This is a genomic window from Streptomyces sp. NPDC050287, from assembly GCF_044459385.1.
In the GTDB taxonomy this organism is placed as follows: Bacteria; Actinomycetota; Actinomycetes; order Streptomycetales; family Streptomycetaceae; genus Streptomyces.
In genome coordinates, this window is record NZ_JBITIY010000014.1 from 140,393 (window position 1) to 156,797 (window position 16,405).

Annotated in this window: 12 protein-coding genes and 3 pseudogenes; 7 read left to right on the forward strand and 8 right to left on the reverse strand. The window is 68.8% G+C overall.

Annotated features, from left to right (window positions below; translation table 11 throughout):
* Positions 1 to 99: 99 nt before the first annotated feature.
* On the reverse strand, positions 100 to 534 hold the full coding sequence (locus ACIBK3_RS37195; protein ID WP_399372200.1) for a hypothetical protein: 435 nt from the start codon (positions 532 to 534) through the stop codon (positions 100 to 102).
* A gap of 351 nt (positions 535 to 885) precedes the next feature.
* On the opposite strand from ACIBK3_RS37195, the gene ACIBK3_RS37200 reads away from it, so the two are divergent.
* Positions 886 to 1,947, forward strand: a complete 1,062-nt coding sequence (locus tag ACIBK3_RS37200) for a PucR family transcriptional regulator (protein WP_399372202.1) — start codon at positions 886 to 888, stop codon at positions 1,945 to 1,947.
* A 106-nt stretch (positions 1,948 to 2,053) separates the two neighbouring features.
* Here ACIBK3_RS37200 and ACIBK3_RS37205 read toward each other — a convergent pair whose 3' ends face one another.
* Genes ACIBK3_RS37205 through ACIBK3_RS37215 form a run of 3 tightly spaced genes read right to left on the reverse strand, consistent with a single transcriptional unit; the run spans position 2,054 to position 5,035 of the window.
* Positions 2,054 to 3,352 (reverse strand): SLC13 family permease, encoded by a 1,299-nt coding sequence (locus ACIBK3_RS37205; RefSeq protein ID WP_399372203.1) that lies wholly within the window; start codon positions 3,350 to 3,352, stop codon positions 2,054 to 2,056.
* Positions 3,349 to 3,807, reverse strand: a complete 459-nt coding sequence (locus tag ACIBK3_RS37210) for a CBS domain-containing protein (RefSeq protein ID WP_399372205.1) — start codon at positions 3,805 to 3,807, stop codon at positions 3,349 to 3,351. The genes ACIBK3_RS37205 and ACIBK3_RS37210 overlap by 4 nt, the downstream gene beginning before the upstream one ends.
* Positions 3,791 to 5,035, reverse strand: a complete 1,245-nt coding sequence (locus ACIBK3_RS37215; RefSeq protein WP_399372206.1) for a cation:proton antiporter — start codon at positions 5,033 to 5,035, stop codon at positions 3,791 to 3,793. Before ACIBK3_RS37215 ends, ACIBK3_RS37210 begins: the two co-directional genes overlap by 17 nt.
* 101 nt (positions 5,036 to 5,136) lie before the next feature.
* Between ACIBK3_RS37215 and ACIBK3_RS37220 the strand changes: the two are divergent.
* The 5 genes and pseudogenes from ACIBK3_RS37220 to ACIBK3_RS37240 all read left to right on the forward strand — a co-directional run.
* Positions 5,137 to 6,404, forward strand: a pseudogene (locus ACIBK3_RS37220) (CoA-binding protein); the annotation flags it as partial.
* A gap of 275 nt (positions 6,405 to 6,679) precedes the next feature.
* Positions 6,680 to 6,910, forward strand: a pseudogene (locus ACIBK3_RS37225) (flavodoxin domain-containing protein); the annotation flags it as partial.
* A gap of 705 nt (positions 6,911 to 7,615) precedes the next feature.
* Positions 7,616 to 8,683 carry a zinc-dependent alcohol dehydrogenase family protein gene (locus ACIBK3_RS37230; protein ID WP_399372361.1) on the forward strand — a complete coding sequence of 356 codons (1,068 nt, stop codon included), beginning with the start codon at positions 7,616 to 7,618 and terminating at the stop codon, positions 8,681 to 8,683.
* Positions 8,684 to 9,464: 781 nt separating this feature from the next.
* On the forward strand, positions 9,465 to 10,079 hold the full coding sequence (locus ACIBK3_RS37235; RefSeq protein WP_399372208.1) for a DUF1326 domain-containing protein: 615 nt from the start codon (positions 9,465 to 9,467) through the stop codon (positions 10,077 to 10,079).
* Positions 10,076 to 10,834, forward strand: a complete 759-nt coding sequence (locus tag ACIBK3_RS37240) for a DUF2182 domain-containing protein (protein ID WP_399372209.1) — start codon at positions 10,076 to 10,078, stop codon at positions 10,832 to 10,834. The genes ACIBK3_RS37235 and ACIBK3_RS37240 overlap by 4 nt, the downstream gene beginning before the upstream one ends.
* Before the next feature lie 719 nt (positions 10,835 to 11,553).
* On the opposite strand, the gene ACIBK3_RS37245 is transcribed toward ACIBK3_RS37240, so the two are convergent.
* Entirely contained in the window at positions 11,554 to 12,537 is a 984-nt protein-coding gene (locus ACIBK3_RS37245) for an IS481 family transposase (protein WP_399372210.1), read from the reverse strand.
* Positions 12,538 to 12,687: 150 nt separating this feature from the next.
* Positions 12,688 to 13,549: pseudogene (locus ACIBK3_RS37250) on the reverse strand (SDR family oxidoreductase).
* Positions 13,550 to 13,638: 89 nt separating this feature from the next.
* Between ACIBK3_RS37250 and ACIBK3_RS37255 the strand changes: the two are divergent.
* Positions 13,639 to 14,367, forward strand: a complete 729-nt coding sequence (locus tag ACIBK3_RS37255) for a TetR/AcrR family transcriptional regulator (RefSeq protein ID WP_399372211.1) — start codon at positions 13,639 to 13,641, stop codon at positions 14,365 to 14,367.
* Positions 14,368 to 14,527: 160 nt separating this feature from the next.
* On the opposite strand, the gene ACIBK3_RS37260 is transcribed toward ACIBK3_RS37255, so the two are convergent.
* Both ACIBK3_RS37260 and egtD read right to left on the reverse strand, forming a co-directional pair.
* Entirely contained in the window at positions 14,528 to 14,776 is a 249-nt protein-coding gene (locus tag ACIBK3_RS37260; protein ID WP_399372212.1) for a hypothetical protein, read from the reverse strand.
* 548 nt (positions 14,777 to 15,324) lie between these two features.
* A complete protein-coding gene (egtD, locus tag ACIBK3_RS37265; protein ID WP_399372214.1) occupies positions 15,325 to 16,305 on the reverse strand; it encodes an L-histidine N(alpha)-methyltransferase in 981 nt (326 codons plus the stop codon).
* Positions 16,306 to 16,405 lie beyond the last annotated feature (100 nt).

The window sequence follows — 16,405 nt, forward strand, 5'->3', positions numbered from 1 at the left end:
TGCGAGGAGTTGGCGCCTCGACGAGGCGGGGTGGCCCGCTCGGCCCCGAGCAGGCGCGTCAGGCGTGAGAGACGGTGGGCCGCAGGGCTTGTGGGCGGTTCAGCCGCCGGCGCGGCGACTGCCGGGGTCGTACGGAGTGCCGCTCGCCGCAGCCCGCCGGTGCAGCCCGGCCCGGCCCGGGAAACGCCCGGCGGGAGAGGCCGCGCACCTTCGTGTCACCGGCCAGGCGACGAGCGTGGACAGGGCGAGCAGTGCGACCCGGGCCGCGGCGCCACCGGGACCGGTCAGGTGTGCCAGGTCCATCAGGACCGTTCCGGTGACGCTGACGAGCCAGGCACTCACGATCACGGCGGAGGCCGCTACGGCGACCGGCATCCCGCCGAGAGACCTGGTCAGTGACGGGGCGTCGACGTCGAAGGCGCGCACGTCGGCCCGGCCCAGCAGAACAAGCAGCCAGAAACCGAGAGCGACGACCAGGGCCGAGGTGAGAGTGACGGTGGGGAACCGCACGGCGGCGTCCACGACCTGCCCCATGTCCTCACCCCCGAGCCGAGTTCCCGAGTCCCGGCACCTGCCCCGTTGCCAAGGCGGGTGCCGGGACTGCTCCCCTTGTTTCCGCTGCACTCATCTTGAACTGCCCATGTCGTGTGGCGCATTGCCGTGTTCCGGCAGTCTTGATGCCTTGTTGATGCCGGGCAATGACACCTGCGGCGAGCGCCGGGCCGTTGTCTGACTTTGCCGTCGTCGTCCCGCCTGGTCGACAGCAGCATCGGGACGGGACAGAAGTGGGCCGAGCCCCGTGCGTCCACCCCCGGATCTGCCAGTCTTGTTCAGCCTGCACCAGAAACGCGCTGCTGGCAGAGCGCCAAGAACACGGGAGGACGCGTGACAGGGCGGGAGGTCCCCGACGAGTATCTGGAAGGGTATGCCCAGATACTGACCGAGGTGTGTGCAACGGGTCGCCGCCTCACCCGGGACGAGTTGGAGTTCCTGCGGACGCGGGGGGAGCAAGCCGCCGAGGCCGGCTTCGGGCTGCGGGCCGTCGTTCGCCGGCACCTGGCCGTTGCCCGGGACATCTGGCCGGACCTCTCCGCCGCGGCGGGTGATCGCGCGCTCGCCGCCATCGAGCAGTCGGTCGACGCCTTCGCCGAGGGGCATGAACGTGCGCAGCAGCTCGCCGTACGGCAGGAAGAGGCGGTGCGCAGGGAGTTCATCGACGACCTGCTGTACGGCCGCAGTGACCTTGGCCGCCTGTCCGAACGGGCCGAACGCTTCGGGCTGCTCCTCTCCCGCGCCCACGCCGTCGCCGTCGCTCAGGGGGGCAAGCCCGTCGAGGAGACCGCCCCGGCCACCCGGCAGGTGGAGAGTGCCGTGGTGGGCCGGTTCGGCGAACGACGCATTCTGCTCACCACCAAGGACGGCCGACTGGTCTGCATCGCGCCCGGCGACCAGGAAGACGTGCTGGCGTTCTTCGCCAAGCAGGCGTACGCGGCCACCGATGGCGGCCAGGTCGCCATCGGACGGGCGCACCCGGGCGCCGGTGGAGTGGTCCACTCCTACGAAGAGGCTCTCAACGCCCTCGACCTGGCGGCTCGGCTGCAGATCCACGAGCCGGTGCTGCGCGCCGCCGACCTCCTCGTCTACCCGGTCCTGACCCGCGACCGGCAGGCCATGGCCGACCTCGTGCGCAACACCCTCGGCCCGCTGCACAGCGCACGCGGCGGAGCCGGGCTCCTCGTGGAGACACTGACGGCGTACTTCGACTCCGGCTGCGTCGCCGCCGAGGCGGCCCGGCGTCTGAACCTGAGCGTCCGGGCCTTCACCTACCGTCTGGAGCGTATCCACAAGCTCACCGGCGCGGACCCGGGTGACCCCGTCCATCGCTACACCCTGCAGACCGCCGTGATCGGGGCCCGGCTCCTGGGGTGGCCCGAGGACGACGTCTGACGGCCCACGGTCCCAGACGGAGAGAAGGACAGCCGCTGCCGCTCCTGCTCGGCGCCCTTCTTCCGATCCGGTGTGCGGGACAGGGTTCGGCCCGCTTCGAGCGGCGTCAGCCGAGCGCGAAGTAGCGCAGCCACACGTAGCCCAGCGCCAGGGACACCGTCACGCCGGTGACGACCAGGCCGTACTTGGTGAACTGCCAGAAGGAGATGGGCTGGCGGTTGCGTTCGGCGATGCCGAGGACGACGACATTGGCGCTGGCGCCGATCGCGGTGGCATTGCCTCCCAGGTCGGCGCCGAGCGCGAGGGCCCACCACATGACGTGGTCGCCGCCCCCGCCCATGTTCTGGACGAGGTCGCTGGTGATGGGGGCCATGGTGGCGACGTAGGGGATGTTGTCGACGATGCCGGACAGGACGGCGGAGGCGCTCAGCAGGGTCATGGAGCCGCCGAGTTCGTTGTCACCGATCGCGTCGGCCAGGGCCTTGGAGATCTCGCCGATCACCCCGGTCTCGATCAGGCCGCCGATCATGATGAACAGCCCGGCGAAGAAGGCCAGAGTGGGCCACTCCACTTCCTTGAGGACCTCTCGGGTCTCCGCCGTGGAGATGGCGATGAGCAGCCCGGCGCCGAGCAGGGCGACGACACTGGGCTCGTAGTGCAGCACCGGGTGCAGGACGAAACCCGCGACCACGAGCGCCAGGACCCCGAGGCCCTGCACCAGCAACCGCGGGTCCTTGATGGCCTCACGCTCCTCCAGCGCCATGATCTCGGCGGCCCGGTCCCCGTCGTAGCGGAACGCCTTGCGGAACATCACCCGGCACACCACGAGGAGTGCGATCACCAGGACAACCACGATCGGTGCCAGATGGACCAGGAAGTCGTTGAAGGTCAGTCCGGCCCGGCTGGCGATGATGATGTTGGGTGGATCACCGACCAGGGTCGAGGTCCCGCCGATGTTCGACGCCATGACCTCGGCGATCAGGAACGGGGCAGCCGGCAGGGCGAGGCGCTCGCAGACGAGCAGCGTCACCGGCGCGATCAGCAGCACCGTGGTGACGTTGTCCAGCAGAGCGGAGGCCACCGCCGTGATCACGACCAGCATGGCCATCACCCGGAAGGGCTTGGCCCTGGCCTTCTTCACCGACCAGATCGCCAGGAACTCGAACACTCCGGTCTGCTTCAGCACCCCGACGATCATCATCATGCCCATGAGCAGGAAGATGACGTTCCAGTCCACACCGCTGTGCTCGGAGTAGAACGCCGACTTGTCGTCGGTCGCCCCGATCGCCAGCATCAGGCCGGCGCCGCCAAGAGCGACGGCGACGCGGTGGATCTTCTCGCTGATGATCAGGGCGTACGCGCCGACGAAGACGACGACCGCCGCCCAGCTCTGCCAGTCGTTCACGGTCCTCCGATGAAGTGCTCCAACAAGACGGCGTCGGTGATCGCGCGGAGCAACGTGACAGCGCCGTCGTCGCGCTCGATCACCCCGACGACGGGGCAGTCCTTGCGTGTCATGAGGGCGGCGACCGCCGACGGCGAGTCCTCCGGACCTACCAGGCCGGGCGTGGCGCGACGCCTGGGCAGCCAGTCGGCGACCGACCGTCCGGACAGTGTTCCTGGGAGGGCCTCGTCGAAACGATCACTGATCAGGGCCGGCAGTGGGTCCTGGTGACCGTCTTCGGGCACCAGGGCGCTGAGGAGCTGGGCGGCGGGGACGATCGCGTAGGGGCACTCCACCTGGTCGAGAACCAGCAAGGCGGGGAACCGTTCGCGCACCATCAGCCGGGCCGCCTGCTGAGCGTCGTCGTCGACCCGCACCGCAGGATAGGGGCGGGCCAAGTCACGTGCGCAGGTCAAGGCGGCCCTCCTCCGGCGCGGTGGTGGTCAGCTGGTCTTTGTCGGGGATGCCGACGAGGTCGTCGACGTCGAAGGCGCGCGCGATCGGGACGTCCGTGGAACTGTGGGCGATGATCGAGAAGGCGATGCACACCGCGATGAGCGTGAACGCCTCCTCAGCCTGCGGGATGCCGGACTGCAGCACCAGCAGGCCGTAGACGACCGAGGCGAAGCCCTTCGGCCCGAACCAGGCCGCGACCAGCTTCTCCTTGCGTGAAATGACGTTCGTGCCGAGCAGTGAGATGAGCAGCGAGGCCGGGCGGATCACCGCGATCGCGAGGACCACCGCCGCGTACCCGCCGAAGGAGAGGTCGCCGAACAGCTGCGGGGTCAGCAGCGCGCCGAACACCAGCAGCGCGGCGAACTTCGCCAGCTCCGCGAGCGCCTCGCCGAGTGGCTCGAAGGACGTCTTGGCCTCCGGCGAGACGTGCGCCAGGGCCGCGCCGGCCGAGAAGGCAGCAAGGTAGGGGTTGGCGTGGGTGAGGTGGCAGGTCGCGTACAGGATGATCCCGGTGGCCAGCGGCAGCAGCGGCTGCAGCTTCGGCTCAGCGCCCAGCAGCCGGAAACGTACGAGACCGTTGACAAGCAGGGGCAGTGCGACGCCGAAGACGAGGCCGAGCAGCAGTTCCACCGCGATGGCGGAGCCGGAGGCTTCCGCGCTGTCCGCGGTCGGGCCGGCGGCGGCGATCAGCAGCAGCACCACGGGCAGGGCGAGCCCGTCGTTGATGCCGCTCTCCACGTTCAGCAGCTGCCGCAGCTTGGCCGGGACTTCGGCACGTCCGACGATGGCCGACGCGAACACCGGGTCGGTCGGCGCCAGCACGGCTCCGACCAGGAACGACGTCGTCCAGTCCAGGCCTACCAGGAAGTGCGTGACAAGCGCCATGAAGACGAACGCGAGCGGCATGCCCAGGCCCAGGGCACGCGCCGGGTTCCTCCAGTTGGCGCGCAGCTTGGGCAGGGAGACGTGCATACCGTCGGTGAACAGCACCGCGAACAGTGCCAGGTCGGCTGTGACGGACACGATCTCGCTGTCCGGTGTGATGTGGATCAGGCCGAGGAAGCCGTCGCTGACGAGCGCCCCACCGACCAGGAAGAGGAAGGACGTGGAGAGGACCGTCCGGGCCGCCAGGCCCGACAGCAGCACCGCCACCAACAGTGCGGCACCGAACACCACCACGAGCACCATGGCGGCCACCCCCGATCGGAAGAGAGAACTGTCCCTTACGCCGACCAGGCTTCCCGGCACACCAGGGGGAACATTACCCGCCGGTGATACGTCTTTGACAGATCGCCAACGGGCATCACAGAGGCACTCATGTTGCCGGAGTCCGGCAAATGGGTGGTGAGGTGTCGCTGAACACCGCGACCGCTTCCCAGGTCGGGCAGGCCGTAGGACTGCGTACTGCCCGTCACTTCGAGGGCCCGGAGGTGCGCTGCACCATCGAACTCGCGGAGGACGAGGCGTACCTGTCGACGGTGGAGACACGTGGCCGGGCCGCGGATGTGGCCAGCCTGGTGCCACTGCTACGGCCCGATGCGATCGTGGTGGTCGGCGCCGGTCGCCGGCCAGGGTCGGTGGGTCGGGCTCTCCTGCACCATCTGCACGTCGGCGGCCACACAAGGCGGCTGCTCGCCGTGAACCCGAATGTCACGTCTGTGCTGGGTGTGCCGTGCCATCCCTCGGTGAGCGCGCTGCCCAAGGTCCCCGATCTCGCGGTCCTCGCGGTGCCCGCAGCGGCGCTCCCCGCCACTGCGGAGGAGTGTGGCCAGGCTGGAGTTCGGGCACTGGTCGTCGTCTCCGCCGGACTCGACGCAGACCAAGCTCGGGCGCTGCTTGTGGCGTGCCGGACGTACGGCATGCGGCTGGTGGGGGCCCAATTGCGGTAACCCGCGGGCGTTCTCCCGGACCGCCCGGCGCGTGACCCGCCGCATGCCGGTGCTGACTGTCGACGCCGGCCGCACGGACGCCGGCCGTCGTGCCGCGGGTGCCCGCCGTGGATGCCACCGCCGCCGTTACGGAGGAGCAGCTCAGGGACTGCGTGCACCGGATCACGCGCTGCCCGGGGTTCGATGCCGTACTGCTGGCCCTTGTTCCCACCGCGGTCGCCGAGGCGACCGGTGACGATCTGATCCGGGCCCTCACCGACGCTCCTGTACTCACGGTACAGCCGGTCGCCGCCGTAGGGCTCGAACAGGACCTTCCCGTCAGGCTGCTGCCCGCCACGGACGGCGGCGCCATCCCCTCGTACGCCGAACCAGGGGCGGCGGCGAGGGCGTTGGCGCACGCGGCCCGCCGTTCGGCGTGGCTGAGCCGCCTGGCGGGGACGATCCCGGCACTGGTCCAGGTCGATTCAGCGCGCGGGCACGCGGTCGCCGAGACGTACCTGACCGCGCACGCGGACGGCGGCTGGCTCGCCCCGCGCACCTGCGCCGAACTGCTCGCTTGCTACGGCATCCCACAACTGCCCTGGGCTTGGACCGAGATCGAGGGCGACGCAGTCCTGGCAGCCGAGCGGCTGCGTGGTGCCGATGGCCGGGTGGTCCTGAAGGCACATTGAACCCGTCATGAGCCCGGCGAACTGGGTCTCGAAGTCCCGGAAGGCTGCGCGCACTTGGGCGTCGCCCTGCAGATCGAGATGAACGGCGCGCTGTTCACTCTTGTGGAGCAGGGCCAAGATCACCGTGCTCGACGCACACGCACGCCTGCTGCCGCGTCGGGCCCGGGACCCTTATCCGCGTCGACTTCGCTGAGGAGGAGGGGAGATGAGGCGGTGGTCGACAAGCTCGCACGAGGAATGGTTACCAAGGCTGTGAGAGGAGGCGGACCGTCATGCTGAGCAAGGTGCTGGTTGCCTATGGGACGACGAACGGGTCGACCGCGCAGATCGCGGAGGCCATCGCCGACGTGCTGCGCAAGGAGGGACTGACGGTCGAGGCGATGCCCGCCCGGTCCCTGACGAATCCGGAGTCGTACGACGCCGTGGTGGTCGGCGGTGGGCTGTACGCGGGGCGCTGGCACAAGGACGCGCGACGCTTCGTCCGGCGGCACGCCCGCGAGCTGTCCCGGCGTCCGCTGTGGTTCTTCAGCAGCGGTCCACTCGATCCTTCGGCTTCGGAACGCGACATCCCACCTGTTCCCGGCGTTCGCCGCGCCATGGTCCGGCTCGACGTCCAGGAACAGGTCACGTTCGGCGGTTGCCTCGTAGAGGGAGCGAAGGGATTCATCGCCCGGAAGATCGTCTCCTCCGGTAAGGGCGGGGACTTCTGCGACTTCCGATCAGATCGAGGCGTGGGCAGCGCGCATCGGGAGCGAACTGGTGAAGGAGTCACCCAGGACCTGGATCGGACAGGGAAGACCGCACCTCAACCGGGAACGAGCGGCGAGTGGGGCCGACCTGACGGCATTCTCGGGCCGTCCGGTGCGCCCCTCACGTTCAGCCTTGGGCGGTTCAGCCCCGGTGCGCAAGCGGTAGCCGGAGCCGCCATAACGGAGCAGGACAAAGCTGCCGTGATGCACGGTGCGGTGGGTCGCTCGGGCCGAAGGGCCCCGGCCGCTCAGGCGATGTTGACCAGCCTGCCCCTGCGGACGGCGGCCGTCAGGGGCAGGCTGGAGAGACGACGTCACTTCGTTCGAGGCGGCCGCCCAAGTGGCGTCTCACCATCATCGACGGCGGTGGTTCCGAGGGGCAAAACGGTGTCCGCGCGTAAGCACCTGTCGCTGTCGCACCCCGCGACCAGCACCCGGAAGGTGCAGGAAGGGATCGTCATGAAAGCACTCGTGTTCCACGGCTCCGGGGAGTCCGCCTGGGAGGAGACCGAGGATCCCGGCCTCCAGGAGGCAACCGACGCGATCGTCCGGGTCGACGTCGTGACCATCTGCGGGACCGACCTGCACATCCTCAAGGGGGATGTGCCGGAGGTACGCCCCGGCACGGTGCTCGGACATGAAGCTGTCGGCGAGGTCGTCGAGGTGGGCAGTGACGTGCGCAGTGTCCGCCCCGGCGACCGCGTCCTGGTCTCGTGCATCACGGTGTGCGGCCGCTGCCGTTTCTGTCGGGAGGGGGCATACGGACAGTGTCGCGGCGGCGGAGGCTGGATCCTCGGCCATCTGACCAACGGCACCCAGGCCGAGTACGTCCGGGTGCCGCACGCGGACCTGTCCGTGTACCCGCTTCCCGGTGCGGTGGACAGCAAGGACGCCGTCCTGCTGGCCGACATCTTCCCCACCGCCTACGAGGTGGGTGTGCTGAACGGACGCGTACGGCCCGGAGACACCGTCACCGTGGTCGGAGCGGGACCCATCGGGCTCGCAGCGATTGCCACCGCTCGGCTGTACACGCCCGAGAAGATCATTGCCGTGGACCTCGCGCCGTCCCGACTGGAGGCCGCGAAGCGCCTCGGTGCCGATGCCGTGGCCGCCGCGGGTGAAGAAGCCGAGCAGTTGGTCGCCGACCTCACCGAAGGGCTCGGAGCCGACGTGGTCATCGAAGCGGTCGGGGTGCCGGAGAGTTTCGAGACGTGCACGCGCATGGTGCGGCCCGGCGGTCATGTGGCCAACGTCGGCGTGCACGGCAAGCCCGCGACACTGCACCTCGAAGACCTGTGGATCAAGAACGTGACGATCACCACCGGCCTGGTCGACACACACTCCACCCCCACGCTGCTGCGCATGATGGCCGCCGGCCGTCTGTCCGCGGCGTCCATGGTCACCCATACTTTCCCGCAGGACCGCATGGAGGAGGCATACGACGTCTTCTCCCGGGCCGCCGACACCGGCGCGCTGAAGGTCGTTCTCGGCGGGGAGCAGCACGATGTCCTGTCGGTCCGGGCGTGATGACAGCAGGAAGTGAAGGCCCGCGGCCGTGCGCTGCGGCGGCACTGCGTTCTGCCGCCTCATGCCGTCGTGGGGAACGCACTGCAACGAGTGGGCTCAGCATCGCCGTAAATGCCCTCGGCCATGCCCGATCCAATGCCGCTTGGACGGGGCGCACCGTCCACACGGTCATCACGGCCCGCATGAGAGCCGGGACCGGCAAGCCTCTGTCCGCAGGCCGAAGGTCCTGCACGCGTCCTTTCCCGTCCCGTTCCTTCCTCGGACGGGCTCGCCCGCCGGCACCCCGCGCGGCCGGGCTGGCGGAGGCCGGAGTTCTCGTCGACTGGCGGACGGCGAAACAGCCGGAGTGCCGGTCGTCGCGCCGCCGTCCAGGACGGACTCTGTGCCCGTGGAGCAGGACGCTCGGCGGCCATGTGGGCGGCCTCGTCCTGCTCCCCAAAGGCAGGAGGGGCTGTCCGGAGGATGTCGGCTGTTATCGCCGTGCACGTGCCCGGCTGCCCACCTCCGCCGGACCGCGCCCCCGTGCTCCTCTGCTCCGCCGCCAGACCGGCCCCCGCAAGGCCGTCGCACAGCCGGGCCATGAAGATAACGTCGTCGACGACGCATCCGAGGTCACGGGTGCCTCTGCGGACTCGGTACAGGCCGGTGAGCTGCGCTGTCAGCGGATCTGCGCGATGAGGTCGTCGGAAATACTCTGGAAAAGAGCGCACCGGGGCGGAGCGGACCCTCTCGATGCATCCCCCTTGACCCTGGGGGGCCGCCAGAACAGGGAGCAAATGTCATGCCCTGGAATCTGAACGGCACGTACCTGGAGAGCTGTAACTGTGACGTGGTGTGCCCCTGCACCACCTCGGGCCTCACCGCACCGGCCGACCACGAGCGCTGCCAGGTGACCTTCGCGTTCCACGTGGACAGCGGGAACGTGGACGACGTCGACGTCTCGGACCGCAGCGTGGCCGTCTTCATCGACGGGCCGCGGGTGATGGCCGAGGGCGGCTGGCAGGTGGCGCTGTACGTCGACGCTTCAGCCGACGACGGCCAGGCGGATGCGCTGGGCAAGGTCTTCTCGGGCCAGGTGGGCGGGCCGATGGCGGGGCTCGCTCCGCTTATCGGCGAGGTCCTCGGCATGGAGCGCGTCCCCATCGACTACCGCGACGACGGTCGCCACCACGCCGCAAGGGTGGGCGATGCCATCGACATCGAGATCGAGGATCAGGTCGCCCCGCAGTTCGGCGAGGACGGTCCGGTGATGGGCCTGACGGGCATGTTCCACCCGGTGAACAGCACACTGACGATCGCCCGGTCCACCCGGGCGACGGGCGACGGCGTGTACGGTCGGTCCTGGGACTTCACCGGCGGCAACGGTCACTCGGCGCCCTTCACATGGTCCGGATGACCGGTGGGCGAGTTACCGTCCGCGTCCGGGCGGCCCCCACCGGGCTGCTGCTGGTCGTGGCGGCCGCCGCCTGGGTCTGGATGGTCACGCGCTGGGGCGGCATGCCGACGATGCCCGGCACCATGGGCCTGGGCCCAGCCGCCTTCCTGGCCGTGTGGACGCTGATGATGACTGCGATGATGCTGCCCGCCACGGCACCCGTCGCCGCTTTGTACGCACGCACCATCACCGTGCACCGGATATCGCGCATGGTCGTTTTCACGGTCGCCTACCTGCTCGTCTGGGCCGCGGCCGGGTTGCCTGCGTATGCGCTGGCTGTCGGCCTTGGCCGGGCGGAGCGCCTCCCGCCCGCAGCGGGGACAGCAGTGGCCGCGGCCGTGTTCGCGGTCAGCGGCGTCTACCAGCTCACGCCTCTCAAAGACCGTTGTCTGGCGAGGTGCCGTTCGCCGATCGGCCTGATGCTGCGCTACGCCTCGTACCCGGGGGCCTCGCGCGATCTGCGTGCCGGAACCCACCACGGGGCCTTCTGCCTGGGCTGCTGCTGGTCGCTGATGGTGCTGCTGGCGGCGTTCGGTGTGATGAACCTGTGGGCCATGGTGGTCCTGGCCGCCGTGATCACCGCCGAGAAACTCGCTCCGGTCGGTCGCTTGGTGGCCCGTGCCGTGGGGATCGCCTCGATCGTCCTGGCCGTCGCAGTCTTCTGGGTCCCGGCGCTGGCTCCGGGTCTTACCGGCGGTGGTATGGCCGGGATGTGAGGAGCGCCGGGCAGACCTCACAGAAGCCCTGACAGCAGTTGAAGAGTACTTGGAGATGCCGTACCGCATGCGGCGCCGTCCCGAATCATCAGCTGCCGTGCGGCAGCAACTCACGGACGAGGTGAGCAGCCTCCTGGCCCACATGGCTTTCCACCAGGCTTGGCTCCAGATCGAGGAATCGTAGGTCGCAGGGCCCTACGCGGCGCTCGTCGCGACGGCGCGGGCGGAGGCCGGCGAGCACATGAGCCTCGCGTGGCAGCAACCACTCCTCACAACCGACAGCGGAATGAACAAGAGTGAGTTGTCGGAGCGCCTCTGCGTACACCGTTTACTGTGGCTCGAAGGTTCCTGTTCTCCCGACGGAGGTCCGCGATCTCATCTGTCGGAGGCCTGCTGGTAGGAACGGCTCGTTCTTCTTCGGTTCGCTGTGAAGCGGCGCGTTGTTGCCGGAACCAGGTGATCAAGTGCGGGAAGTTGCGGTAAAAGGTCGGGTGGGCGATGCCCAGGCGTCTTTCCACGGCGGTGATGGTCGCATGCCGGTCGGCGTCGGACGCCTCGCGCAGGACGATGCGCATAGCAGTACGGACTTCGTCATCCGTGATCGCTGGCCGCGCCACCGTGGGCCTCCTGGGGGATGTCGTTGTCAGCGAGGAACTGTGCGACCTCGTCCCGTCGTTGTGCGAGCCGGCATCGGAGGTACGGGGCCATCGTGGGGTCCTCTAGATGTATTGACCCGCAGGATTGTTGACGCGGCTGATGGGTGGTTGGCCGTCGAGTGCGGTGTGGCACCGGTGGTAGTTGTAGGTGTGGAGGAAGTCCGTCCGGGCTTCGGTGCGTTCAGCGTTGCTGGAGTACGGGCGCACGTATGCCCATTCGTCGAGCAGGGTGCGATTTAGGCGCTCCACCTTGCCGTTCGTCTGCGGGCGATAGGGGCGCGTGCGCTTATGGACGATGCCGGTGGCGCTGAGAGTCTGGCCGAACAGGCTGGATCTGTAGCAGGAGCCGTTGGCGGTGAGGACGCGCTTGACGGTGATGCCGTGCTCGGCGAAGAAGGTATTCGCGCGCTGCCAGAAGGAGGCCGCGGTCTCTTTGCGTTCGTCGGTCAGAACCTCGCTGTACGCGAGCCGGGAGTGATCGTCGACGGCTGTGTGAACGAAGCTGTAGCCGATCACGGGGCTGCCGCCCCTACGCACGTCGGTTGTGGCCTGCCGATTGCCCGCGGCCTGCCGGCGGGGCATGATCCGATGTCCGCCGCCGTCTGGAATGTTGCCGAGCTTCTTGATGTCGACGTGGACCAGTTCGCCGGGATGTGATCGTTCGTAGCGTCGGATGATCTGACCGGTGGGCCGGTCCATCCGGCGCAGCCGGTTCAGGCCGTAGCGGGTCAGGACGCGGTGGACCGGCGAGCTGGGTACGCCCAGGACCGGGCCGATCCGTGCAGGACCGAGCTTGCGGTCGCGCCGTAGCTCGCAGATGCGATTCTCGACATCGGCAGGGGTTCGGTGCGGTGTCGTCAGGGGGCGACTGGAACGGTCATACAACCCCGGATCGCCTTCGGCTCGCCAGCGCCGGACCCATTTGTGGGCTGTGGTGCGGGAGATGCCCATTTCTTCGGCGACGTGGGCGATGGGCCTGCCGGCGCGGACCCGGTCGACGAGGAGCCGCCTGCCGTGGAGGGTCAGCCGGGCATGGGGGTGGGGCACGGGGAACCTCTGGGACGGTGCGGAATCTGATGGGAAGTCTGAGTTTGTGCCCGGGGCCGCCGATCTGATGATCGACGCCCTCGGGCGATAGAGGGCGAGCCTTTTGTGGGCGGCGAGTCAGGCCGGGGCCGTCTGCGCGCCCCACTGGATCTATTCGGCCCAGGCACGCTCCAGTTGGGTGCGGAAGGTGGCGGGCTCGCGTCCGGTCAGCTCGGCGAGCGTCGAGTCGACGGCGGTGAACTCGCCATTCCGTGCCGCGGCGAAGATGCTCAGCATCAGGTCGGCGATCGGGGCCGGGGCGCCGTGCGCCAGGGCCTGCTCGCGGAAGGTGCCGTCGGGGACGACGGTGCGGGTGAAGGGCCGTCCGGTGGCCTGGGACGCGATCTCGGCGACGGTGTCGAAGTCGAGTGCCGCCGGGCCGGTGAGCGGCGGGGTGGGTCCGTCGAAGCGCCCCCCCCTCGGCGAGGATCGCGGCGGTGGCGTCGGCGAGGTCGTCGTGTCCGGTCCAGGCGACGGGGCCGTCGGCGGGCAGGGCGATGTCGCCGGTGTGGCGGGCGGACTCCAGGAACTGCAAGGCGCTGGCCGCGTAGAAGCCGTTGCGCAGCGCGGTCCAAGGTAGGCCGGTGGCGCGCAGCAGATCCTCGGTCCGGGCGTGGTCGCGGCAGGCCTGGAAGCGGGAGTCGTGGGCGGCACCCATCTGGCTGGTGTAGAGGATGCGGCCGACACGGGCCTTCACGGCGGCGTCGATGGCGGTGCGATGGCCGGTGACGCACTCCTCGCCCACGCGGTCGAGGGAGACGAGGAGCAGCTGCTCGGCCCCCTCGAAGGAGTGCACGAGCGAGGCGGGATCGTCGAAGCTGCCCTGCCGGACGCGTACGCCGCGGTCGGCGAAGTCCTGGGCCTTGCGGGGATCGCGGACGCTGACGCCGACGCGGTCGGCGGGAACACGCTCCAGGAGGTGTTCGACGGTGCGACGGCCGAGCTTCCCGGCGGCTCCGGTCACGATGATCATTGGGTTCTCCCGACGCTGTTTCCAGTGGAATCACTTTGACGCTAACACTGGAATATCGATGGAAGCAAATCCTCGATATCATCGGTCTCATGGCTATCCGCGACACCACCGACAGCCCCCGTCGCCGCATCGTCGAGGCGGCCGTCGAGCTACTGGAGAGCGGCGGTGCGGACGCGGTGAGCACCCGCGCGGTCGCCGCCGCGGCCGGCATGCAGCCGCCGGCGATCTACCGCCTGTTCGGCGACAAGGAGGGGCTCCTTGAGGCCGTCGCGGAGCACGGCTACGCGCAGTTCCTGCAGAGCAAGCGCGCGCTGCTCGATCCCGAACCGCAGGACGCGGTGGAGGACCTGCGCCGCGGCTGGGACATGGTGGTGGAGTTCGGGGTCTCCCGCCCCGAACTGTTCGCGGTGATGGTCGGGGCCACCGGCCGGGGGGCGGACATGGCACACCGCGCGGGCTTGGAGATCCTCCACGGCCGGGTGCGCCGGCTGGCGGCCGGGGGATGGCTGCGGGTCGACGAGGAGCTGGCCGCCCAGATCATCCAGGCCACCGGCCAAGGCGCGGTCGTCACCTGGCACTCCACCCCGGCAGAACGCCGCAATCCGGCGCTGCTGACCGTCCTCCGCGAGGCCATGGTCGCCGCCGTCACCCGCGCCGAACCGACGGTGCCCGCGGCGGAGAGCGGCCCCGCCGCGGCGGCCCGCGCGCTGCGCGCCGCCCTCCCCGACGACGCCGATGTCCTGAGCGACGCCGAGCAGCGCCTGCTGCGTGAGTGGCTCACGCGCCTGGCAGCGGACGGTGGTGCGCCGCATGCCTGATCGCGCTCAGGCGCCCTCGTGCAGGTTGAACCTTCCGAGGAGAGATTGTGCGATGAAGCGGCGTCCACCGGATGAGACAGTGGGCGACCACACGGCTCCGGCTGGCTCCCCCTTGCCCATAACGCGCCTCCAGCCTTGATCACGTCTCCGCCGCCCACTGTTAACAACGCTCGTGGTCAATGCAAGTGCCCACGGGGCCGACCTTCACGGTCTTCAAGCGGTTGAGGCGGTAGCGCTCCAGGTGTCGGGGCGTCAGTTCCCCGACTGTAGTGGGCTGTGTGTGGAGGGACTCGAGGAAGGCGAGCAGACGGCGGATGGCCTGGTAGGCGCTGTTGGCGCTGGACTTGGTCCGCAGGGTGCCGGTCGGCCACGTCCGGGCCGCGAACGCGGCCGCGAGGTTCCTGTGCAAACGCGGCAACGGCAGCCGAGTGAAGTCGTACTCCTTTGTGCGACCGTCCTCGCCGGCGAACGGCACCGTCAACGCGAAAGATGTGCGTGCGGCCGTCAGCGGCCCGGAAAGCAACTTCCGACGGAGACAAGGCGGGAGGCTGGGGTGGTTCGCTGCCGTCAGAGAAGAGCGCAGGCATGGGCAACACCTTTCGTGCGGCAATCACGCACAGAGGAGCCACCGCCGTAAACCAGGGGCCGGGAAAGGATCGGATCCGATTTAAGGATCATCCGAAGGCCTGCTCCGTTGTCCCGGGAATCCCCGTATGGGTGACCCTCTGGTGACGTGTTCGAAGAAGATTTCGACAACGGGTTGCCGCACTTGTGCGTAGTTGGCGGTGTGACACTGCGCCATGTGTCGATCATCAGCCATCGAATGGCAGGATCCTGCCGGGGTGTGACCGTTGAAGTCGGGGTCGCGAGCACGCGCCGTTTACCAGCCGTCGCTGCTCTGCCGTGCCCTCAGCAGAGCAGCGATCTGGACTCATCGAGAATCGCGCACCGGCTTGTTCAGCAAGCGGTGGCGAGAATGAGTGCAAAGCCGGCGTTGGTGTCGGCCCAGAGCTGATTCGTACGGAGGCCCGCTTCAGTCATTTCTTCCTGGAGTCCGTCCTGGGTGAATTTCGCGCTTCGCTCGGTGATCCATTCTTCTCCGTGTGCGAAGTGCACTGCCAGGTCAAGGTCTCGAATCTTGACGAGCTGTTCGGCTCGGCTGCGCAGCCGCATTTCGATGTGGCTTTCCGTGCCGTTCCACACCGATACGTGGTCGAAGGCATCCGGGTCAAAGTCGGCGTTCAACTCGCGGTTCAAGACGTGCAACAGATGTTTGTCGAACTCAGCCGTGACGCCTTGAGCGTCATCATAGGCGACGATCATTTCCTGCTCGGTTTTGACCAGGTCAGCGCCGATGAGAAGGAAGTCTTCGGGGCGGAGGGCGTCTCGGAGCCCGCGGAGGAACGGTCCACGGGCCGGGCGTCGGAAATTCCCGAGCGTGCTGCCGAGGAAGGCGATGAGGCGTGGGCCGTCCTCGGGCAGCGTCGGTAGGACGAGGGAAGCCGTGAAGTCGGCGCGGAGGGCGTGCAGACGGATCCCCGGGTAGTCCTGGACGAGTTGGGCGCTGGCCTGATGGAGGGCGTCCGCGCTGACGTCGACAGGGACGTAGTGCAGACCGCTCGGCCCCAGTGCCTCGATGATCAGCTTGGACTTCGTTGAGCTCCCGGACCCGAGCTCGACAAGGCTGCGGGCTCCGGTCCGCACGGCGATGTCCTGGGCATGGAGTTGGAGCAGTCCCAGCTCCGCCCGCCACAGGGGGTATTCCGGGAGCTGGGTGATCTCCTCGAAGAGCTCGCTGCCCCGGGCGTCGTAGAACCACGTGGGCGCCGTGGACTTCGGGGTGCGGGTCAGTCCGTCGCTGATGTCGGCGCGCAGTGCCTTGGCGTAGTGCTCGGCCTCGAGAGTGTCGGTGTAGCCATAGGCCCGGTTGTCGTTCATGCGTGCCTCTCTTCGGTCGACGCCACATCGGCGGAGTGCCGGGATCGCAGTTTCCTTGTCGAGCGCGCAACGCCGGCAGCAGCGGGCACCCTCCCCATCA